Annotated in this window: 20 protein-coding genes and 1 pseudogene; 8 read left to right on the top strand and 13 right to left on the bottom strand. The window is 43.9% G+C overall.

Going from position 1 to position 21,573, the window contains the following annotated elements; all coding sequences use genetic code 11:
• Nucleotides 1–233, top strand: a 233-nt coding sequence (locus QZV86_RS02620) for a transposase (RefSeq protein WP_295623750.1), incomplete at its 5' end; no start/stop codon positions are given.
• Between the two features lie 53 nt (nucleotides 234–286).
• Here the strand turns inward: QZV86_RS02620 and QZV86_RS02615 are convergent.
• The 7 genes and pseudogenes from QZV86_RS02615 to QZV86_RS02585 form a co-directional block, all read right to left on the bottom strand.
• Nucleotides 287–487, bottom strand: a pseudogene (locus QZV86_RS02615) (transposase); the annotation flags it as partial.
• A gap of 147 nt (nucleotides 488–634) precedes the next feature.
• Nucleotides 635–1,093: a type IV pilin protein gene (locus tag QZV86_RS02610; RefSeq protein ID WP_295623748.1), complete on the bottom strand. Its 459-nt coding sequence runs from the start codon at nucleotides 1,091–1,093 to the stop codon at nucleotides 635–637.
• 151 nt (nucleotides 1,094–1,244) lie between these two features.
• On the bottom strand, nucleotides 1,245–4,763 hold the full coding sequence (locus QZV86_RS02605; protein ID WP_295623746.1) for a PilC/PilY family type IV pilus protein: 3,519 nt from the start codon (nucleotides 4,761–4,763) through the stop codon (nucleotides 1,245–1,247).
• 32 nt (nucleotides 4,764–4,795) lie between these two features.
• A complete protein-coding gene (locus QZV86_RS02600) occupies nucleotides 4,796–5,365 on the bottom strand; it encodes a PilX N-terminal domain-containing pilus assembly protein (RefSeq protein WP_295623745.1) in 570 nt (189 codons plus the stop codon).
• Nucleotides 5,362–6,162 (bottom strand): PilW family protein, encoded by an 801-nt coding sequence (locus tag QZV86_RS02595; RefSeq protein ID WP_295623743.1) that lies wholly within the window; start codon nucleotides 6,160–6,162, stop codon nucleotides 5,362–5,364. Before QZV86_RS02595 ends, QZV86_RS02600 begins: the two co-directional genes overlap by 4 nt.
• Entirely contained in the window at nucleotides 6,159–6,638 is a 480-nt protein-coding gene (pilV, locus tag QZV86_RS02590) for a type IV pilus modification protein PilV (protein WP_295623741.1), read from the bottom strand. Before pilV ends, QZV86_RS02595 begins: the two co-directional genes overlap by 4 nt.
• Nucleotides 6,639–6,664: 26 nt before the next feature.
• Nucleotides 6,665–7,201, bottom strand: a complete 537-nt coding sequence (locus tag QZV86_RS02585) for a Tfp pilus assembly protein FimT/FimU (protein ID WP_295623739.1) — start codon at nucleotides 7,199–7,201, stop codon at nucleotides 6,665–6,667.
• Nucleotides 7,202–7,430: 229 nt separating this feature from the next.
• On the opposite strand from QZV86_RS02585, the gene thiO reads away from it, so the two are divergent.
• The gene (thiO, locus tag QZV86_RS02580) at nucleotides 7,431–8,537 is read left to right on the top strand and encodes a glycine oxidase ThiO (protein WP_295623737.1); all 1,107 of its coding nucleotides are present in this window, start codon (nucleotides 7,431–7,433) and stop codon (nucleotides 8,535–8,537) included.
• Nucleotides 8,538–8,544: 7 nt separating this feature from the next.
• Here thiO and ispH read toward each other — a convergent pair whose 3' ends face one another.
• Together ispH and QZV86_RS02570 are read right to left on the bottom strand one after the other, a co-directional pair.
• A complete protein-coding gene (ispH, locus tag QZV86_RS02575) occupies nucleotides 8,545–9,489 on the bottom strand; it encodes a 4-hydroxy-3-methylbut-2-enyl diphosphate reductase (protein WP_295623735.1) in 945 nt (314 codons plus the stop codon).
• Between the two features lie 100 nt (nucleotides 9,490–9,589).
• Nucleotides 9,590–10,708, bottom strand: a complete 1,119-nt coding sequence (locus QZV86_RS02570) for a 3-deoxy-7-phosphoheptulonate synthase (RefSeq protein ID WP_295623733.1) — start codon at nucleotides 10,706–10,708, stop codon at nucleotides 9,590–9,592.
• Between the two features lie 285 nt (nucleotides 10,709–10,993).
• Between QZV86_RS02570 and QZV86_RS02565 the strand changes: the two genes are divergently transcribed.
• Both QZV86_RS02565 and QZV86_RS02560 read left to right on the top strand, forming a co-directional pair.
• Complete coding sequence (locus tag QZV86_RS02565) at nucleotides 10,994–12,262, top strand: ATP-binding protein (RefSeq protein WP_295623731.1); 1,269 nt, start codon at nucleotides 10,994–10,996, stop codon at nucleotides 12,260–12,262.
• Nucleotides 12,259–12,819 carry a response regulator transcription factor gene (locus QZV86_RS02560; protein ID WP_295623729.1) on the top strand — a complete coding sequence of 187 codons (561 nt, stop codon included), beginning with the start codon at nucleotides 12,259–12,261 and terminating at the stop codon, nucleotides 12,817–12,819. The genes QZV86_RS02565 and QZV86_RS02560 overlap by 4 nt, the downstream gene beginning before the upstream one ends.
• Before the next feature lie 8 nt (nucleotides 12,820–12,827).
• On the opposite strand, the gene ribD is transcribed toward QZV86_RS02560, so the two are convergent.
• The 4 genes from ribD to QZV86_RS02540 all read right to left on the bottom strand — a co-directional run bounded on the left by ribD (nucleotide 12,828) and on the right by QZV86_RS02540 (nucleotide 16,693).
• Nucleotides 12,828–13,931: a bifunctional diaminohydroxyphosphoribosylaminopyrimidine deaminase/5-amino-6-(5-phosphoribosylamino)uracil reductase RibD gene (ribD, locus tag QZV86_RS02555; protein ID WP_295623727.1), complete on the bottom strand. Its 1,104-nt coding sequence runs from the start codon at nucleotides 13,929–13,931 to the stop codon at nucleotides 12,828–12,830.
• 119 nt (nucleotides 13,932–14,050) lie between these two features.
• Complete coding sequence (gene nrdR / locus QZV86_RS02550; protein ID WP_062558500.1) at nucleotides 14,051–14,497, bottom strand: transcriptional regulator NrdR; 447 nt, start codon at nucleotides 14,495–14,497, stop codon at nucleotides 14,051–14,053.
• A 56-nt stretch (nucleotides 14,498–14,553) separates the two neighbouring features.
• Entirely contained in the window at nucleotides 14,554–15,801 is a 1,248-nt protein-coding gene (glyA, locus tag QZV86_RS02545; protein ID WP_295623722.1) for a serine hydroxymethyltransferase, read from the bottom strand.
• Nucleotides 15,802–15,991: 190 nt separating this feature from the next.
• Complete coding sequence (locus QZV86_RS02540) at nucleotides 15,992–16,693, bottom strand: type 1 glutamine amidotransferase (protein ID WP_295623720.1); 702 nt, start codon at nucleotides 16,691–16,693, stop codon at nucleotides 15,992–15,994.
• A gap of 160 nt (nucleotides 16,694–16,853) precedes the next feature.
• Here QZV86_RS02540 and QZV86_RS02535 point away from each other — a divergent pair, with 160 nt between their 5' ends.
• The 4 genes from QZV86_RS02535 to gspG all read left to right on the top strand — a co-directional run bounded on the left by QZV86_RS02535 (nucleotide 16,854) and on the right by gspG (nucleotide 21,565).
• Nucleotides 16,854–18,236 carry a DUF2868 domain-containing protein gene (locus QZV86_RS02535; protein WP_295623717.1) on the top strand — a complete coding sequence of 461 codons (1,383 nt, stop codon included), beginning with the start codon at nucleotides 16,854–16,856 and terminating at the stop codon, nucleotides 18,234–18,236.
• Between the two features lie 3 nt (nucleotides 18,237–18,239).
• The gene (locus QZV86_RS02530) at nucleotides 18,240–19,646 is read left to right on the top strand and encodes a GTPase/DUF3482 domain-containing protein (RefSeq protein WP_295623716.1); all 1,407 of its coding nucleotides are present in this window, start codon (nucleotides 18,240–18,242) and stop codon (nucleotides 19,644–19,646) included.
• Between the two features lie 663 nt (nucleotides 19,647–20,309).
• The gene (locus QZV86_RS02525) at nucleotides 20,310–20,993 is read left to right on the top strand and encodes a zinc metallopeptidase (RefSeq protein ID WP_295623714.1); all 684 of its coding nucleotides are present in this window, start codon (nucleotides 20,310–20,312) and stop codon (nucleotides 20,991–20,993) included.
• A gap of 137 nt (nucleotides 20,994–21,130) precedes the next feature.
• Nucleotides 21,131–21,565, top strand: a complete 435-nt coding sequence (gene gspG / locus QZV86_RS02520) for a type II secretion system major pseudopilin GspG (RefSeq protein ID WP_295623712.1) — start codon at nucleotides 21,131–21,133, stop codon at nucleotides 21,563–21,565.
• Nucleotides 21,566–21,573: the final 8 nt, after the last annotated feature.

Below are 21,573 nucleotides of genomic sequence, written 5' to 3'. Positions count from 1 at the left end.
ATACAATTGTATCACTCGAGCTATTATCCTGGGAGTATTGCCGTGCAAAGGTCTCATTTCGCTTGTGTCCTCATGTCAAAAAACAACTCTGGGGCGGTGAGTTTTGGAGTGATGGCTATTTTGCGAGTACTGTTGGTCGTCATGGCGATGAACACACGATAAGGAACTATGTTAAGGGACAAGGGAAAGAGTATCAAAAACTACACGAAGATAGGCAGCTTGCACTTTTCTAACTTCCCACATCTCACAGCTCTGATACCTCGCCCCTTGGGGCGGGGGCGTTCATTGACCATGCACTGAATCTTTTGCAGCTGGAATTCCAGCTTCCAAATACCTCAGGCAAGTCTCGCCACGGGCAGCCAACCCGCATTCGATACAGCATGCCTTCTACCGTCATGCGCAGATTGCGCTTGTTATAAATGGCTTCTTGAAGCAGAATCTTCTCCAGCTTCGACCAGAACTCATCACTGAGCATTAATCGGGGCATCGCAAACTCGTTTTGTTGATGGTATAGGAACCCCGGTATTACGAGTTTGTTATTATCTATTATATGCTTATATCAAAACGTCAACAGACCCTAGTCGATGTTTTATGAAACCTTACTCTGCATAAGGCATTGTATTGTTATGTAAAATTAACGATTCCAACAATCCGCTACATTTCCACCAGCACCTTGAGCTCCTGTATTTCTCAAAGTAAGTGTGCCGCAGACATCTGCCGCCATCGAACCGATTGGTATTGCCTGAAGTATGAAAGTATTGTTATCCACAAATTGTAATGAAATATTATATTGTGCCGCTCCTGTTCTCGGTGATTGGGTGATAGGTAGTGTTACAGCTATATCATCACCTGTATTAATAATTCCATCCGCACCTACAGTTGCATCATACTGGTTATTTTGTGAATAAAATCGTTCCATAAATTGAGCATTCTCATACAGTATTGATTTTGCAACAGTTCGGTTAGATTGTCTTACATAATCTTGGTAGGATGGGAGCGCAATGGCTGCGATAATACCTAGAATTGCCACTGTTATCATTAACTCAATCAAAGTAAAACCCATCGCTTTAGATGGATAGAAAGGGAGTTTCATAAGCTTTTAGTCTCCGAGAATTCTAATTCCAGCGAGCATTTTATAAATAATTTTGATACTCAGTTGTTACAAATTTTTATATCGCCCATCTTGTATTCAAGAATCGATGGCAACGATTAATGATAAAAATAATTTACTTGCTAGATTTATTTTAGTGCGAGAGCTCTCGCCACGTAATTCTGCCACGTAATCCGGCAGCACCTTTCGCTGTAGTTGTCTGTGAAAGAGTACCATCGGCTGTTGAGTACACAAGTGTGTCAGAATCCGAATGACCTCTAATCCGTGTAACGCCACCTACAGCAAAACCAATATCCATACCTGCCGATAGCCCGTCATCAAGCGCAAGAACCCGATTTCTGTTGGTATCAAATGCTGGAAAAGAAAGCATTCCCCCTGTTAAGAAATCGAGCGCGTTAACAACTCCTCGACCGCCAAAATCGCATGGTGATGTAGAAGGCATAATAGTAGAAAATACCAAGATTCCATCTTCCAAACTAGGCACGCCTGTAATTCTTTCACCGCTAACGGGAAGATTTACATACCAGCCTTTAATCGTGCTCGAATAGGGTACCAAATTTCGTGTTGCAGTCCTGACTGTTCCGTCAGTTATCACTTGTTGTACAAGTGCTCCCGTTGCTACTGTTGCTGTAGTACTATCATCCCAAATTCCGTAAACAGTCTGACCATTTATACTGGTGGTATCAGCAGTCTCCAAGTATTTTCCTGTGCCAAATAAAACCAACTGACCGCCTTTTGGGTGAAAGCTTACAGAAGGTGGAGAAATGATAGGCTGCGATGTGCCGGATACAAATAAAGGCGCTCCACTAATGGCCACTTTCCAGCTTGAAGGCGTAGCAGAGCTTACATCAAATTTCCACAAATTTCCTTTGATATCACCCGCATATATGACATCGACTTTGCCATTACCATTTGAGTCAAATGGGATTGGCGTTGAGAGACCGTTTCCTGTGCCTGAACTGGCAATCAACTTAATATAATCCGTTCCAACTGTCCAAGTACCATCTTCACCGCCTGAAATAAACAAAATATAAAGGACCGCTTTACCGCCTGTGCTGTTATAACCGTTACCTACAATTACAGCCCATTGATTGTTCTCCATTTTGACGATTTGCATTGATTGACCGGTAAACGAATTAATTTGCGGATAATTATGGCTATAACCCATGTCAGCATCATCAGCGCTGGTAAACTCCCACAGTAATATATTTGCTGCATTTGCTGCAGTAAAGGTCGGTGCTAATTTTGTCGTATCCGCTGGGTTTGTAACATCCAATGCATAATAGCCTTGACCGCCGCCATTCAGCCCACCAACAAGGATACTTCGCCAGCTCGAAGTTGAGCTAGAATAAACATCACCCGTCATCGGAGACCCATCGACGAAATAGCGATGATTGGCGGTATAATCTTTGTCCGTCAATCTACTTAGATTCTCATAAACCGTGCTTGGCATATAAGTTAACAATTCTTTGCCTGCATCAGCTGTAGTGCACCCTGCTGTTACTCCAGCAATGCAGGCATTAAACCCATGTAACATCCCGTCATTGGCACCAACGTATATCATCGGAATGCGATCTTTATAGCTAGTATAAAAAGATTTATAGCCGGGATGGTCCACATCAGAATAACCTGCACTTGGCTTTCCTACATAGAGCGGACCAGAGTTCACTATATCACCTAGCTTACTGACAGGACGAGCACGAAAATTATTGATCGAAGTGGAACTCGAGCATGTAAATGTTCCAGTTGCGCTCTCACGTGTTGAGCCTCCCCGCAGAAATGCTACTCTCTCAGGACCACAATTATCAGTAGTACCCGCAGCGTTCTTATCGAGTAACGCCTTTTGGACAGTGGTTAAATTACCATATTCAAATGAAACTCCATCATTACTACCCTTTGTAATAATGACCCGTGAAGCAGGATTAATGATTCCTGATGCAAGTGAGACTTCCCCAGCATTCCATTCTGCTGTGCCGAATACTCCGGTGGAACTTAGCGGAATCGATAATAACTGCCCACTCCAATCGCCACTATTAAACTTTGCTTGATAAACGCGTCCATTTGTCATCAGTGAGTTTGAATTGGCTGCCACAGCCGAAGCCGATCCTGTTCGAGCCACGATATTTTTTAATGCGCTGGATAGTGCATTTGCGAATGAAGTAGGATCAGCGGCGCTAAAAAATTCTCCCCGGCTATTAACAGCAGCGTGCCACAAATCATCTATTTTGGCGGCCTCACTTGTTGTTGGATTGGGCCAGGTTTGTGTTCCAGAGGGTAACTCTGTCATTGTGCCCGTTACTCCTAAACCTACGGTAAAGGTCACCAGGTGCTGCCAAAATGCCGGATCGTGAGGATTGGTTGGTACCTTATTGGGTAAATCTGTGCGCAAATCATTTTTCCAGTATTGCATGGCTGCATCAGCTAATGTATCACTATAAGCATCCGAATAAGGAAGCGATGGGATATATGTATATGTTGCCGGGATCGCAGGTGAAGAGTGATTTGTAATACTAGAACCAGACAAATTATCTGAATTATCCAAGCCAGATATAGAGCCCGCAGTCCAATAGCCATCCGTCATCAAAATATTATAATTTTGCCGGCATTCATGTTGGGTGCCACCAGTCGAACCTGGTGTCAGACCCCAAGGTCCTTTATCATCTGTTCTTTTAAAGTACTCGCCGACCGCGAGTACGGCTTCCCGCAGCGGTGTGCCTTTTGCAGGAATATCATGGTCATATAGATTGGCAAAGAAATTTGTTCTGTCTGTGCCCGTAAATTGCCTTACACCAGTTTTGACAACAGTCGTTGCTGCACCATCGACTGTTGTAGAAGCTTTATTGATAGCTGCAAAGCCAACTCGCATGGTGTTTCCTTGCGCCGCAAATGCTCGACCTACGCCTGCTCGAGATAGTAAAATGCGCGAACGATAATACGTATACCAATTGGCAAAGTTTTGAATTTCTTCATTATAAGTACATGTGGGCGCGGCAACACAATCAGAGCGATTGGAGTCGCCTGTGTAGGTATAAGTAGATGATTTGATTTCTATTTTTGTGTAGCTACCGGCACTATTGACGCTACCACCATTATATTTATAGTATACGGCAGGATAAAAAGTTTTTGACTGACTACTAGAAAGAGTTCCATTATTTTCTAACCAACGTGCTGTTTGCGTATTGTTAATTGTAAGGTTACGACAACCAGCGGCAGTATTCAATGGATTGTGGTACGCACATGTAGAGGTGGCGTTACTCATCAACGATCCATCGGCATTACTCCAAGGTAGATACCTTACTGTAGGGTCGTAGTAAGTTTTGTTAACATAACTAGAGCGCAGAGATGCGGTGTACTTGTTAGTCGAATCAAAATCGACAACATAATTGTTGTAATCATCAGCACCATAAACACCTGATGCGCGAGGAAACATATAACGTACACCTTGAGTTATTAAATTTTCTGGCATGATCTCGAAGTGCATTGATCCAGAATCATCGAGTGTGAACATGACATTTGGAGAAATGTTTCCACCTAGAAAGAGTGGAGTATTCGATAACGGTGGGAGAGCATGAACACTGCCGGTTAAAAAAACTAACGAAAAAAACAGCGCATTTGTTAATGTTAAAAAACCGTATAAATTTCTTTTCTTCATGATCTTTACGTCCTTGACAGTATTTTTTATAACTATGGCCTAAAAACCTCTTGTATCCATACAACAGTACCTTGCCTGGCTCCTTGAGCTCGAACAGTAATGCGATAGTAGTGTCGTAAAGTATTTCCAGGCGGTGTTTTCTGTATCCCTTCAATCAAATATGTAGGTGGTGGGACACCGATTGGTAGGCCAGGTGCTGTGTAAGGAACACCATTAAATCTAAAAACGTTGCCTTCTACATAATTAATCGGACAGCCCGGGTTACAGTAGGTATCCCAGGATTTAGCTGGAGCATCAACACCTGCGCCGTAATAACAGAATCCGTCAGTGCAGTTTGTGTCAAACTCACTCATGCCTTCAATCGATTTGGGTGAGTTTGTAGAAGGGTCATTGTCACGAATATGATGTTCGGCATAGCGCAGAGCCATTTCTGCTGCTTGCATTGCGAGCATGCGGTCTCGCATATTGGCCGACATTCTTTCTTCTATCGTTGCCATTTTTACGGCTGTTATTCCGAGAAGAGATAGAGCTAGCAAGAAAATCAAACCTGTCACAAAGACAGCGCCACTTTGCTGCTGAAAATAATAATAATTCCTACTCATGGCGTATCATTAATGCGGTTACGTAAATTAATCGTTGATGTAAATGCGCGTCTTAGCCGCCTATCTGCCGGGATGACAATTGATGCACCATTGCAGTCGAGATAATTGCCTGCTGAAACAACATTTGTTTTTTCAGAGCGAATCAAAACACAAATACGCGCTGTGATAACTTGCTCCCAATCGGCTGGTAGATCGGTATATTGATCAACGGATTGATCACTGTTGGTATCCACTCCGTAAAGAATTTGTAGGTCTTCTACATCGCTTAATAGTACTGGACCAACAGGTGCTGCTCCTGGTACACCCGGGGTAAAAGAAACTTGCCCGTCACACTGTAATTCTGCATTGGCCGCATCAATGTTAAAATGATTCTGGATGATTTGGCCCGCAACACCTACCACAGTACCTTCGCAATCACTGTCTCCGATTGCTCCTTCAAATTGCACAGTTAAAGTATCGGCCACACCGGTATCGCCATTCGTGCCACTGATGGCGGTGCCGGTAAACTCAACTTTAAATCCAGTAAATGGTATTTCTACATGTCCGGCTTGCTTGATACTTCGTCCAATAATTTCCAACGCGAAACGCCCGTTTTCTTGTACCCGGGCATTATCTTCTTGTTCGCGAAAAACTCCTTGGCTACTGACAAACACAGTGCCGATAACGAGTAGTAATACCAGACCTACTATCATTCCAATCATCAGCTCAATCAGAGTGAAGCCACCCTGAGCGTTCAGTTTTCTATCTTCTCGTTCGGGTTCGAACCTGTTTTGATCAATGACCGAAGTAGTTATCACGGCGCAAACCTTGTTAAAAAACATTGAGTATTTGCTGTTCCCCCTGGACAGTTAGGACTAGGGTTAGGGTCATCTGCCATTTCTTTTTCTGTCCACATTAAAGTAATTGAATATCCTGCTGCTAGGTTTCCATTCACAGTACCAACACCACCGGGAAGTAATCTAGCGTTAGCTGTATTCCATAGAGCATGATCAAAAGTCGCGATTTGTGCCGGACTACAGGTATTTGCTACACAATCCGCGCTGCTGGGAATATTTGCTGAAAGTGCATCATATGCTCCGGAGGCTACACCTGCTATGTTGGCACGCATACGATCGGCAATATCCTCTGTTTGTTTGCTGGCTACAGAGCGATAATATGCAACGTTGTTACTACGCGCACCGGATACAACCAGTGCCGCCATACCTAGTAAGCCAAAAGACACGATTAGAAGCGTAATTAGCACTTCAATTAAGCTAAAGCCATTGCTCTGCATTTTCTTTTTTATTGAAAATATCCTATTTATCCGCATGTTCCTGTACCTGTTTCAGAACGAAAGCGCCCTTGATTATTTAAGACAATAGCTTTTGAATGCGATCCCCCACGACTATCGCATAGCGTAAAAGTATCGTTGAATCCCATTGAATAACCATTGGCGGTAAATGTAATTCTGTTCTTTCCCGAGGAGAATGTGTTTCCTCCCGAGAAAGTTGTCCCAATCTGTAGAATTTCTTCTCCTGCGTCAACTACACCAGCATTATTGGCATCGGCAAACACTAACCAGCCATTCGACCAAGTTGTTCCTCCTGTGCAGCTAGTACCATTTGTGCTGGGACAAAGTGAAACCGGGCTGCTGCGTCGAACGGCTTCACTTTTAGCTAAAGCCAATGCCGAATAGAAACTATTACTTTGTGTTGTTAATAAATTGTTTTGAATAAATGTGCTAAAACTTGGCACAGCAACTGATAACAAAATACTGACCACGCTCAATGTGACCAGTAGTTCAATCAAGGTAAAACCATGTTGGTGTAACCGTTTAATCAGTTGCGTTTTTTTCATGCGCGGAATCCCATACCATCTTTGTTTTATCTTCTAAGCTCATTCATTAATATCTTTCGGCTAGATTCTAGCGGCCATAATTTAGACAAACTTTAGCTTTTAGAGCGGAATCTTATGTATCTCTCGATTGTTGGATTCAATGCAGAGCATCTATATCCAATTGGTATGGGATAATGTTTGCTTTACCAAGCTTTGCAATTTTTCAGGATGAGCAAATAATTAATCCATCATGAAGCAGGATATAGTTGTCATTGGTGCGGGAATCATTGGACTTGCAACGGCTGAAAGGCTTTTAGCACAGGGCGCGAATGTTACGATACTTGAACGAAATCAAGCAGGACAAGAATCATCCTGGGCGGGTGGTGGTATTTTATCGCCGCTTTTACCATGGGATTATTCCGATCATGTCACACAACTTACCAGCTACAGTGCCAAGCAATTTCCAGCTTGGGCTTCAGCTCTGCAGGAGGTGTCTGGGATAGATCCAGAATACGAAATGTCCGGCATGTTGATATTGCCGCCTTACGATTTAGAAATTGCTAAGCAATGGTGCGCGGTTCGGGGGATTGAAATCGAACAACCCACAGTTTCCAATATTTCTTCTATCGGAAAAAATTTCGGTTCTGATAGAGTGAAAATGCATGATCGTTCTTTGTTTCTGCCAAATATTGCTCAAGTGCGTAATCCTAGGCTATTACGAGCATTAATCAGCCGAGTTTTACAGTTAGGTGGGAGAATCATAGAAAATTGTTCAGCCTATTATTTTAATTCTAATCATAAACAGATACAGTCGCTTACATCGTCTTGTGGGGAATTTGTTTCTGATTACTATATTGTTAGCGCCGGCGCCTGGAGTAAAGAGATATTGGGAGTTCATGCTCTGCAGCTCGATATCAAGCCAATAAAAGGGCAAATGTTATTATTTAAATTTAATATACCACCGGTAAGTAACATTGTGGTACAAAATGATTTTTACATGATACCTCGCCGAGATGGTCATATGCTCATTGGCAGTACACTCGAGGATGTAGGGTTTAATAAACAAACGACGGTATCAGCATTTAACCAGTTATTAAGACACGCTTATGACATTTTGCCGTCACTTCAAATGATGCCCATTAAGCAACACTGGTCAGGATTACGCCCTGCTTCATCCAGAAATATCCCTACGATTGGTTGGCATCCGGTTATTCGTAATTTGCTGATCAATAGCGGACACTATCGCTATGGGGTGACGATGGCACCTGCTAGCGCTGAGATCCTAGTCAATGAGATGACGGGTGCTACACAACCATTCGATACCTCTCCATACCAAGCAGGATGGGAAAATAACTAACGTTCATTTAGGCCTTGGGTAATGGGAACACAACCGACTCTACAACACCACTTAACTCTTCTATCATTACATCCTCACCAATTTGATCGGCACCTATTTGTTTGAGTCTGGATATCACTTGTTGCACTAGAATTTCAGGTGCAGAAGCTCCGGCCGTAATGCCAATAATTTTCTTTCCGATGAACCATGCTTCTTGCAACTGCTCGGCATGATCTACCATATAAGATTCCACATTGGCATTTCTCGCCACTTCACAAAGCCGATTTGAGTTCGAGCTATTGGGAGAACCAACCACGATAACTAAATCACATTGGTTAACCATCTTTTTAACAGCATCTTGACGGTTTTGCGTGGCATAGCAGATATCGTCTTTTTTAGGGCCGGTAATCATCGGGAAGCGTTTTTTTAGAGCATCGACAATGCGTGCAGCATCATCGACAGATAACGTAGTTTGGGTCACATAAGCCAGATTGGTCTCATCTTTAACCGTTAAAACCTCAACATCCATCTCTGTTTCTACCAGATACATTCCTTTGTCTTCACCTTCAATCTGCCCCATGGTGCCTTCAACCTCAGGATGACCTTGATGGCCGATCATAATGATCTCCTTGCCATCTTTACGCATCTTACCTACTTCGACATGAACCTTGGTAACCAGCGGACAAGTTGCGTCAAATACCTTCAATTTACGATCGGCGGCTTCCCGGCGGACCGCATGAGAAACGCCATGTGCGCTAAAAATTAGAATGCTATCTTGTGGTACCTCATCCAAGTTCTCCACAAAAACTGCGCCTTTCTTCTCCAGGTTTTCTACCACAAATCGATTATGCACTACCTCATGACGTACATATATCGGTGCGCCATGCATTGTAAGCGCTCTTTCTACAATTTCGATTGCGCGGTCCACGCCGGCGCAAAAACCCCTTGGATTTGAGAGTAATACTTTGATCATTTTTTCATTCTCCAACAATGAATATTATGTTTGCACTTATTCGGTAATAGATAAATTTTACAGACAATAAAACTTAGCGGTTTTTAAATTACGCAGTATTTTATTTTTCTCGATAACGCTCGGCCAGTAGGGTGCGTTTTTCATAAGCTTCACGAGCGATTTGGATATCCTCAAGAAATTGCGGCAATTCTTTGATCAGTAATGCTTGTGGGCCATCCACCAACGCGTTACTGGGTGCCGGGTGAAAATCTACCAGTACCATATTGGCGCCTGCAACGATGCCTTGTGCAGTTACATGCATAATGTCCAATATGCCCTCCGGCGAGCTTGCACGTGTTCCCACTGAATGTGAAGGATCTATACAGACCGGCATGCGTGTCAAGCGCTTGACCGCCGGCACATGTGAGAAATCGACAAAATTACGATGCGGGTCACCCATGTTTGTTTTCATGCCACGTAAACCGAAAATCACTTTTCGATTTCCTTCCGAAGCTAAATACTCTGCAGCATTCAAAGATTCATCCAAAGTAATGCCAAAGCCTCGCTTGATCAATACCGGGAAATTCTGCTGACGACCAACGATTTTTAATAATTCAAAATTTTGTGTATTCCTTGTACCTATCTGCAACATAACGCCGGTTGCACTGCCTGTCTGGTAAAGTGCGTTACCTATCTCTTCTAAATGAGATTCGTGCGTAATCTCCATGGCGATCACTTTTATTCCATATTTTCCTGCCATATCAAATACATAAGGTAGGCATGTCTTGCCGTGGCCCTGAAATGCATATGGGCTGGTACGCGGTTTATAAGCACCCATACGTGTACAAACCTGACCGTGTTCATGCAATGCCTTCATCATCATTTCCACATGTTCAATGGTGTCAACGGCGCATAGACCGGCAAACACGTTTAGCGTGTCTTGCCCAAAACGAACATCGTTATATTCAAAATAAGTTGGGCGATCGTCATTTTTATGTCGACCTAAAACGCGATATTCTTCGGATACGCGTACAACGCTATCAACACAAGGCAAGCAACTCACATCTTCAATGGATAATACTTTGGTGTTACCGATTAAATATATCTCTGTTAGTGCTTGCTCGATGCCGACCTCGGTATGGATGCGTGTTGATATCCCCGTGAGATTGGCTAGATGCGCCATCAACTGTTTATATTCCGGGCTTTCAGGTCGGGTATTGGGAGCAAGAATAAGAATCATAAAGTAATTTTAGAAAGATAATGCTAATTTTCAAGCGTAAGATAGGTGACCGAAGATTTTAACCGAAAAAACCATTAGTTACCATGACTTCAATATATGCTCAGATTGCTGAATATTATTTAGGATCGCCAATAAGCAATTATTTTAGTGAACTTTGAAATCAACCTTACGGATAAGATTTCTGTCTAAATCACCCTGAGACAATTTGTCACATAGCTATTTTAGGAAATTTCAGCTAATGTTCTATAGTTAAAATAAGTCAAAAATTCATCCTATACATGCATCATGTTCAGTGATCTCAGTCAATCACCACTTAGCAAAAACTTGCATCGATTATTTCTGCTCCGAAATATCGCTATATTTGCCCAATGTCTCACCTTTACCATTGTGTACTGGAGCATTGATATTGTAATCCCCTGGCTACCCATGATCTTCGTTGTGGTATTACTCGCAGTAATAAATCTGCTTACATGGGTGCGATTACATCGCATATGGCCAGTCTCTCACCTGGAATTCTTTTTTCAATTGTGGATTGATGTTCTGGCACTGAGTGCTCTGCTATATTTCAGTGGCGGATCAACTAATCCATTTATTTCATTATTCTTGTTACCCCTGACTATCGCAGCCGCTACGCTACCTTGGCGCTATACATGGATTATGGCTATTATTACAATTGCTTGTTATACGCTATTGTTATTCGTTTATATACCTCTCCCGCACGAGCATAGCAATCATCTGATAGAGTTTGCATTGCATGTATCTGGAATGTGGCTGGCATTTGTATTAAGTACGGTAATCATTGCCTGGTTTGTCGTTAGAATGAGTTCTTCCATCCGCGATCGGGACCGCGATCTTGCCAAAGCACGTGAACATGCCTTGCGCAATGAGCAAATTATCGCCTTAGGCACACTGGCCGCAGGTGCCGCTCATGAGCTGGGCACGCCGCTCTCGACGATGGCGGTAGTAACCGGTGAATTACAGCAAGAATATACGCATGATACAGAATTCCAAAACAACATTCATATATTGCGGGATCAGATACTTCATTGCAAACAGACTTTGACTCATCTGCTGGCGAAAGCAGGTCAAACAAGAGCTGAACATGGCAGCGAGCTTGCTGTTGACGAATTTCTCCGTCAGATATTGGATAAATGGAAGTTGATACGTCCCTCTGTTAAATTCACGTATCAAAGTACAAGCACACAACCCGTGCCTCGAATTATGGATAATCAATTATTGAACCAATCTATACTCAATCTTCTGAATAATGCCGCAGACGCCTCTTCAGAACGTATTGAAATCAGCAGCCATTGGGATAATCAAGAACTGCACCTGGAGATTATTGATGACGGCAAAGGATTGTCAGCAGAAGCATTGCAGCGTGCTGGCGAAGCTTTCTTTTCCAGCAAAGCGCCGGGACAGGGTTTTGGCATCGGCTTATTTCTGGCTAATGCCAATATAGAACGATTTGGTGGTAGTGTTCGCTTGTTTAATCTTGAGAATGGTGGCGCCTGCACACAAGTCGTTTTGCCATTGATAGGATCAATCGCATGATCGAATCCTCATTAATAGACAGTACCGAGGATCCCAGTTTATTGATCGTCGATGACGATACCATTTTTTGTGAAGTGTTAGCAAAGGCCATGAGAAAGCGTGGCTTTTTCGTGACATGCGCGCAAGTTATTGAAGATGCTCTAAATCTAGCTGAACAATCGACACCTGAATATGCCATTGTTGATCTAAAATTATCCAGCGAATCTGGATTGGTATTGGTCGAGAAATTAAGAGCCTTGGATCCTGGTACCCGCATTGTCATGCTAACAGGCTATGCCAGCATCGCCACAGCTGTTGAAGCAATTAAACTTGGCGCTACCCATTATCTTGCAAAACCTGTCGATGCGGATCAAATCATGGCAGCTTTTGAACGTACAGTTGGGGAGTCGGACACACCGATCAGTGCGAACCCTTTATCAGTAGGTCGATTAGAGTGGGAATATATTCAACGCATTCTTGCAGAGAACGACAATAATATCTCGGTGACAGCAAGGATATTGAATATGCATCGGCGCACGCTGCAACGCAAACTTGCCAAAAGACCTCTGCGGGAATAAATCTACGGTTAGCTCAGGCTGGATGGAAATCTTGCGATGATCCGGATATCTTGCCCAATCATGCGTACATCCTGAATTTTGAATTCTTTTTTTTGCTCAAGACAGGTTAATTCAGGTAGTTTAATTATTCCTCGCGCATCATCACCCAGCAAATGTGGCGCAAGATAAAAAATCATTTCATCAACCAATCCAGCTTTAATCAATGCACCATTCAATTCACGCCCGGCTTCCACCAGCACTTCATTGACTTCCAACTCAGCTAAAATGGTCATCATTTTCTTCAGATCAACTGAGCCTTCCATATTGGGTATAACAATAACTTGAGCGCCCATTCCGCTAAGCACTTTCTTTTTATCTGGATTCCCATCGTGCGCGGTGAAAATTAATACTTCGTTGTTATTTTGAAGCAATTTCGCATCCAACGGGATAGTCAAATGACTATCTACAATAACCTTTTTGGGTTGGCGTGCTGTTTCAACATGCCGAACTGACAACTGTGGATTATCGGACTTTACTGTACCAATGCCTGCTACGATAGCGCATGAGCGCGCGCGCCATCGATGACCGTCATGTTGTGCAGCTTCGCCAGTAATCCATTGGCTGATTCCGTTGTTCAGCGCTGTTTTTCCATCTAAACTGGCAGCAGTTTTCAGTCTGATCCATGGTCTCCTATCGGTCATGCGAGTGATAAACCCCACATTGAGTGCTTGTGCTTGTGTTTGCAATAAGCCTGTTTGCACAGTGATTCCCGCTTGTTCTAGGAGTGTGCAGCCACGTCCGCACACAATTGGATTGGGATCTTCCATGGCTATTATGGCCTTGGCAATTCCTGCGTCAATTAGGGCGTTAACACAGGGTGGCGTTCGTCCATAATGACTGCAAGGCTCCAATGTAATATAGGCTGTTGCGCCACGCGCCCTTTCTGAGGCTGAGGCTAGTGCATTAATTTCTGCATGTGGCTGCCCCGCCATTTCGTGCCAGCCGCTACCTACGATTTGATCATGTAGAGTGAGCACGCAACCTACACGAGGATTGGGTGTTGTACTGTAGAGTCCTTTTTCTGCCAGCCGCAGTGCATGTGACATGAAAGCGTAATCGGCGGAAGAAAACATCTAGAATATCTCTCTGATAAGATAAAAGATAGGAAAGTCCAGCTTAGAAAATACCGAAAATCATCAGAGACTTTCTGATGGATCTGGGATACTTCCTCCCGTTGTAATTGCTGCCCCGGCTATTGCACTTCCTTAATCGCATCACGAAAATCATCCACGTCCTGAAAGCTTTTATAAACAGACGCAAATCGGATATACGCTACTTTGTCGAGCTTATAAAGTTCTTCCATCACGCTTTCACCAATACTGCGTGATGAAACTTCGCGTTCACCTTTAGCCAGGAATTTTTGTACAATACGATCAATTGCCGCATCGACATAACTGGTTGGAACTGGACGTTTGTGAAGCGCTCTTTTAAAGCCTGTTAACAATTTGTTACGATCAAATTCCGCGCGAGTACCATCATGTTTCACGACCTGAGGTAAACGCAGCTCAATCGTCTCATAGGTTGTAAAGCGTTTATCGCAAGCCAAACAGCGTCGACGACGGCGAATTTTGTGGCCATCCTCACTTACGCGCGAGTCTATGACATTGGTGTCATCGGTATTACAAAAAGGGCACTTCATATTTAATCATGATCTGTAATCTTCAAATCAAGTCACGTCACGTGTCGGCTTTGGGATTATCCATACACCGGAAATTTTGCACATAATCGTTTTGCCTCGGTAGCTACACGTGATATGACTGCCGAGTCTTCAGGCGCAGCTAGAACGTCTGCTATCAGATTCGCCAATTGCTCCGATTCTAATTCTTTGAAGCCCCGAGTGGTTATTGCGGGCGATCCGATGCGAATGCCACTGGTAACAAAGGGTTTCTGCGGATCATTGGGGATAGCATTTTTGTTAACCGTGATATGCGCCATTTCAAGCGATTCTTCTGCTTGCTTGCCGGTTAAGTTCATCGCGCGCAAGTCAACTAAGAATAAATGACAATCGGTCTGTCCAGATACAATCCGCAATCCGCGATTGGTTAACACCTTAGCCATGACTCTCGCATTATCAATTACCTGCTCCTGATAATCTTTGAACTCCTTAGTCGCAGCCTCCTTGAATGAAACAGCTTTGGCTGCAATTACATGCATCAATGGACCCCCTTGGGTTTGTGGGAAGATCGCAGAATTCAATGCTTTTTCGTGTTCGGGTTTGGCCATGATGACGCCCCCACGTGGGCCGCGCAATGTTTTGTGCGTAGTGCTTGTGACAAAATCAGCGATGCCGACTGGATTTGGATAAAAGCCTGCTGCTACCAACCCAGCATAATGTGCCATATCCACTAACAAATACGCTCCAACAGCATCGGCTATTTTCCGAAAACGCTTCCAGTCTATCACCCGAGCATAAGCGGAAGCACCCGCTACGATCATTTTAGGTTTATGTTCATGAGCTAATTTCTCGACTTCGTCGTAATCAAGCAACTCGGTTTCCGGAACTAGTCCATAAGAAACGGAATTAAAAATTTTTCCGCTCATGCTCACGCTAGAGCCATGGGTTAAATGACCTCCGTGCGCCAGCGACATGCCCAGCAAAGTATCGCCCGGCTTTAGCACTGACAGATAAACTGCTGTGTTAGCTTGGGAACCCGAGTGCGGTTGTACATTCACATACTCAGCGCCAAAGAGTGCTTTTAATCGATCAATCGCGAGTTGTTCAACCTGATCCGCATACAGGCAACCACCATAATAGCGTTTGCCTGGATAACCTTCGGCGTACTTATTGGTCAGAACGGAGCCCTGGGCTTGCATGACAGCGGGGCTGGCATAATTTTCCGATGCAATTAATTCGATATATTCTTCTTGGCGTTGTACCTCGCCTTTAATTGCTCGCCATAAATCCGGGTCGACATTTTCTATAGTGTGTTTCTGCGAAAACATGTTAGTACCAATCCTTCGAAAATTATTAAAACCTCTATAGTAACATTACCTGTTGAAACGCAGATAGTTGATCAAAAAGGCAGTAACAAAATGAATAAAATTTCCTTGCTGCAGGTTATGTCTTTGTCTCTTAATTGGTGCCAGCGTTCTCATTGTTGAGAATGACCTGGTAACAAATGAACTGCACGAGCTATTTCAGATGAGCGATCCATTTCTGGTACAGCCTTTCAGCTACCCTATTTAGCGCTGCCACCCGCTCAGATAAATCTTTTTCAATCTCTTCCATTGATTGTACTGATGGCTCGTTGATGCTGGCAAGCTCTTCTGCGGCTACGCTGCACCAGTCGCGTACCAAACGTTCTGTCATTTCGACATGGCATTGCATGCCTAAATGCATGTCGAGTGCAAAAGCCTGATTCTCGCAGTACTGATTGGATAGGATGCACGTGGCGCCTTGGGGCAGGCTGAAAGCTTCGCCGTGCCAATGAAAGGAATTGAAAGTGGTTAGATCACCAAACCATTTCCGCGCGATTGGATGATCCGGCACGGTGACTTCACCCCACCCCATCTCTTTCACCGGATTGGTGCTGACAGCGCCTCCCAGTGCCTTAGCCATCAATTGTCCACCCAAACAATGGCCCAATACCGGCATATCCACGGCAGCTGCGTGTCGGATCAGTGTTAGCGACGATTCGATCCAAGGTAAATCATCGTTGACGCTCATTGGCCCACCCATAAACACTAAACCACTGAATGCATCGATACAGGTTGGTGGTTTTTCTCCAGCGTCGATTTTAATCAGGCGCCAAGGAATATGATTGTTGTCGAGAAATGTGGCAAAATAGCCCGGCCCTTCGATGGGTATATGTCTAAAAATTGCAACCGGCTTCATAAAAGCTTCCTGTCATTATATTGAATGATGTGATAATTAATTTTAGCTTGTTTTACAGCATGCTGAAAATTCAGGTTGGTTTTTCTTGGACACTTATGAGTCGCTCATTCACCACAAATCGTAACTCTTTGATTGTTATTTGCTCAAAATGGATCGCGCAATGTCAGTAAAAAAATATACCTTTTCTGATTTGGTGCGGATTGAGCAATTACGTAAGATCGAATCGATCAAAGCAGAAGAACTATCCTATACCAGCACCAAGAATATACCAAGTTCTGCAAGCAGCGACTTCAGTTATCATGAATTCATTCATCAGCTGAAGATTCGTGCTCATCATTTGATTTACGAGAATGCGCTAGCAGATAAATTGCGGCAGCCGAGTCAACAGTTTATTCGGGCGCGCCGAATAGGTTTGATCATAGCAGTGATCTTGGGCGGCTTGGCAGCGAGCCAGGCGGTGAGCGAGTCTTCCACGCTGAATATTTATTGGTTGCTTGCTGTGCTGCTGGGATTTAATCTGATTTCTCTATTGCTATGGATATCCGGCATTACTTTGAATTTACAAAGCTTAAGTAGTGGCGTCGTGGCGCAATTAGCCAGCTGGTTGCCTTACCGGCATAAACATGATCCCACGATCGCATCGTCGGCATCGCAGGCTTGGTGGGAGAGTTGTTTAACGGGGAAGGTAGGAAAATGGCGTATCAGTGTACTAACGCACCAACTCTGGTTGACTTACTTAACCGCCGGATTAGTGTTGTTGATATTGCTCATGTTGGCCAAGCAATACAATTTTATCTGGGGTACGACATTATTGCCAGAAAGCACTTTACCTAAACTTACCCAAATCTTAGGTTCACCTCTGGAGGCCGCCGGTTTAAAAATACCGGATAGCCTGCAAACGGTTGCAAGCAGGATAGGGGCAGATAAGCAGGATGCGGAAACGCGGATGGCTTGGGCTACTTTTTTGATTGGCAGCTTGATAGTTTATGGCATATTTCCACGACTGTTATTGCTCGGTCTTTCCTGGGTCATGCAAAAATGGAGTGAGTACCGGTTTAAACTGGATTTATATCTGCCTTATTATATTGAATTGCGTCAGTGTTTGATGGGACGCGATGTTAAAGCGGAAGTTATCGATGCTGATCCGCAGGCAGGTGTAAAACCTGCTGACATAGCTCGTCCGCCTAAAAATATCTCTATTCCAGCTAATGCACAAGCGTTTGGCATTGAATTGGATAACACAACACCCTGGCCTGAGCGGGTGACTTGCCGATTGAATATTATCGATCAGGAATCTCACGACGCAGCGATTTTGCTGATAAATAACATGAAAGCTCCTGTATTGTTGGGTGTGGCTGCACATCGCCTGCCGGACCGCGGTGTGCAGCGCATGATTAAAGAATTGGTCGATAGCAGCAATACTAAGCCCTGGCTAATTTTATTGAATAAGTCATCCGCATCCGTTACGAGTGCGCGTGAGTTTGCTTGGTTTCGCTTGGCGGAAGCTTGCGGCATTCCGGCTGAACATGTGATTACTCGATAAATTATGATAGTCAAAAAGCCCAATGGTTTGGATGCACAATTATTGCTGAATATTGCTGTTGTCGGACATACCAATACCGGTAAGACATCATTGATTCGCACCATGCTACGTAGCACCGAATTCGGTGTTATTGAAGATGCCGCGGGTACAACGCGGCATGTTGAGCAAGCGACAATAAGTGCCGACAACAAACCGATTCTGCATTTGTATGATACGCCCGGTTTGGAAGATTCCAGAGCTTTATTCGCGCACATCAAAAAGCTACAAACCCAATCAAAATTATCGTCACCGGCACAAATATTGGAGCAGTTTGTAGTTAATATCTCTGTCAGTGATCCATTGGAACAAGAAGCAAAGGTCATTCGCCAGGTACTGCGCAGCGATATTCTTTTATACATCATTGATGTGCGAGAGCCTTTTCTAGAGAAATATCGTTTGGAACTGGAAATTCTCACGCAATCCGGTAAACCGATTATTCCGGTATTTAACTTTATTGCCGGACATGATCGGGAGCTGGCGAAATGGCGCGAGCATTTGACTGCTTTTCATATGCACGCAACGCTCGAGTTTGATACGGTTGCATTTGCCTTTGACGCCGAGAAACGTTTGTATCAGAAAATGCAGACCTTGCTGGAATCTCACTACGATCGATTGCAGAAGCTGATCGATTATCGCGCCAAATTATGGAATCAGCTTTGCTTGTCGGGTGCCAAGCGGATTGCTGAGTTGATTGCAAATGTCGCTTGTTACCGCGAAAGCAAGGCGACGAACAACAATTTAATCGCAAATTCATTGACCGAAAATCGAGTACACGATTTTGTTCGTAAAGCCGAACAACATTGTTTGCATGATTTGTTGGTAATCTTCAATTTCTCAGAAAAAGATGTCGAAATTCAGAAAATTCCTGTCAGCAATGGTCAGTGGCAGTTGGATATCTTCGCGCCCGGTATACTTAAGGCGTATGGGTTGGATGTCGGAAGTGCGGCGGCTAAGGGTGCTGCAGCAGGCGTTGGGATTGATCTGATGGTCGGAGGTATGAGTCTGGGAGCGGCTAGCGCATTGGGTGCCATCGCTGGCGCTAGTTGGTCGACGTTCAAGCGCTATGGTGATGAAATCAAGGCGACCGTCAAAGGTACCAAATGGCAGTGCGCGGATGAAACTACTTTACAGGTATTGTATTTGCGCCAGAAACACCTATTGAAAAAATTGATGCATCGTGGGCATGCGGCGCAAGATACCTTGCAGGTGGATAAGGCTGATGACGAGAAATTACCTAATGACTGGAGCAAATTGATCAGCGCCTTACGTCAGAATCCAGGCTGGCAAGAGCCTTCTGCTCTGCGTAACAGTAATCCGCAATATCAGCAGGTAGAAACTAAATTAGTCGGTGAATTGCTGGGTGAAGAGTAATACTTAAAGCGTTCTGAGCATTCATTATGCAATCGTGGTCTACGATATTTGGAAGAATGTGTTGGTTATAGTTGCGAATACTGCTTGTCTCCGTGGAATCTGTTTTGTTGGGTTTGTTTTATGAAGATGCCAGGATTATTCAAGAAGTGGCGAAGTAGTTGGGGCAGTTGATCAGGATCAAAAGTTTTAAACAGAAAGACGCAGCGTGAATGCTTGCTGATCGTTCTCCATAATGTTAGCCGGTCAGTACGATGCTGAGTATATTGCATTGCAACGTGAAGGTTAGCACGGTGAATATTAAAACCGCATCTTCTTGCAAAAGATAAAAAACGGATTTGCTGAAGAACGCAACAAATCAATTTCTGTGTAGACTTTTTTGAATTTTAGTCATAAGAAATGGCTCATTAATAAAGATTAAGTATAATTTAATGTACTCAGTTGGGGCGAGATTCAATGTTTTCTCAGATATCTGTGGTAGTTTTAGAGTGCTTTCTTCAGTTTTATGCGAATTCAGCAGAAAAATTAATGGGTGTTAGAGTAAATAATGCCTTTTGATGGGTCTGATTGATTATTTGGATTTATGAGTTGCGTGTAATCTTGTGGCTTTAATGCCGCACGCTTTTTGCAAGCGGAACCAATTTTTGGTGCGAATATCTGAGTTTTATGCTTTATTTAGTATTCATTGTCGCAATTGCCATACTTATTCTGGGGCCTTCTTACTGGGTTAAACATACTCTGACGAAGTATAGTTACCCCGATGACCGTTACCCAGGCACTGGCGCTGAGTTAGCGCGCATATTGCTTGATTGGGCAAATTTGCAAGCGGTCAAGGTTGAGGTGACTGAGCAAGGGGATCATTATGATCCGATTGAGAAGGCCGTTCGCTTAACACCTGAAAAATTTAACGGCAAATCGTTGACAGCGATTACTGTAGCCGCGCATGAGGTTGGTCATGCGATACAAGACCGGGATGGTTATTTGCCGTTAAAATTGCGGACACGATTGGTTCAGATTGCTGCTCCGATTGAAAAATTAGGTGCGGCAATTCTGATGATTGCTCCTTTCATCACAATAATTACACGGGCACCGGTCACAGGTGCGCTGTTTTTTGCAGGTGGCTTGTTAACACTGGGCACGGCTACAGTTATACACTTAGTGACGCTTCCAATGGAGCTGCATGCCAGCTTTGCGCGGGCAATGCCTATGCTGCAGCATGGTAAGTATCTGATACAAGAGGATGAGCTCCATGCACGCAGGATTTTACGTGCAGCAGCTTGGACATATGTTTCGGCTTCGCTGATGACACTACTTAACATCGGCCGATGGTGGGCTATTTTACGGCGCTAGGATGGTTTGGTATTTGGGATTCCTGACATTGCAGCATTTCAATGCAATACTGAATACTGTCTTGACCCTGTCATTTAAGCAACATACTATATGATGCTTAGAATCTTATTGGTTAATAAAGTAAATAAAGGATAAACATGATGCATTCGGTTAGGCGACAAAAAGCAAACAATATGCGAGGGTTTACACTGCTCGAGCTACTTGTTGTAATGGTTATTATTGGTTTGTTGGCTGCATACGTTGGACCGAAGTATTTTTCGCAAGTCGGTAAATCAGAGATCAAGATGGCGCAAGCGCAAATAGATGCATTAGAAAAAGCATTGCACCAATATCGCCTGGATGTAGGTAGTTATCCGGCGACTGAATTGGGTTTAGCCGCATTGGTGAACCGTCCCAGTAATGAGCCCAGATGGCATGGACCCTATCTTTCCAAAATGCCACCAGCCGATCCTTGGGGGCGCGCATATGTTTATAAGTATCCTGGCGAGCGTTCCGAGTTTGATTTGCTCTCGTATGGCAGAGACGGGCAACCCGGTGGCGATGGTGAGGCGGCCGATATCACCAACTGGTAAATTAGCTT

The sequence above is a fragment of the uncultured Nitrosomonas sp. genome (genome assembly GCF_902826915.1).
Classification (GTDB): Bacteria; Pseudomonadota; Gammaproteobacteria; order Burkholderiales; family Nitrosomonadaceae; genus Nitrosomonas.
Note: the sequence above shows the minus strand (reverse complement) of the source record. Positions and strands in the feature narration are given on the sequence as shown.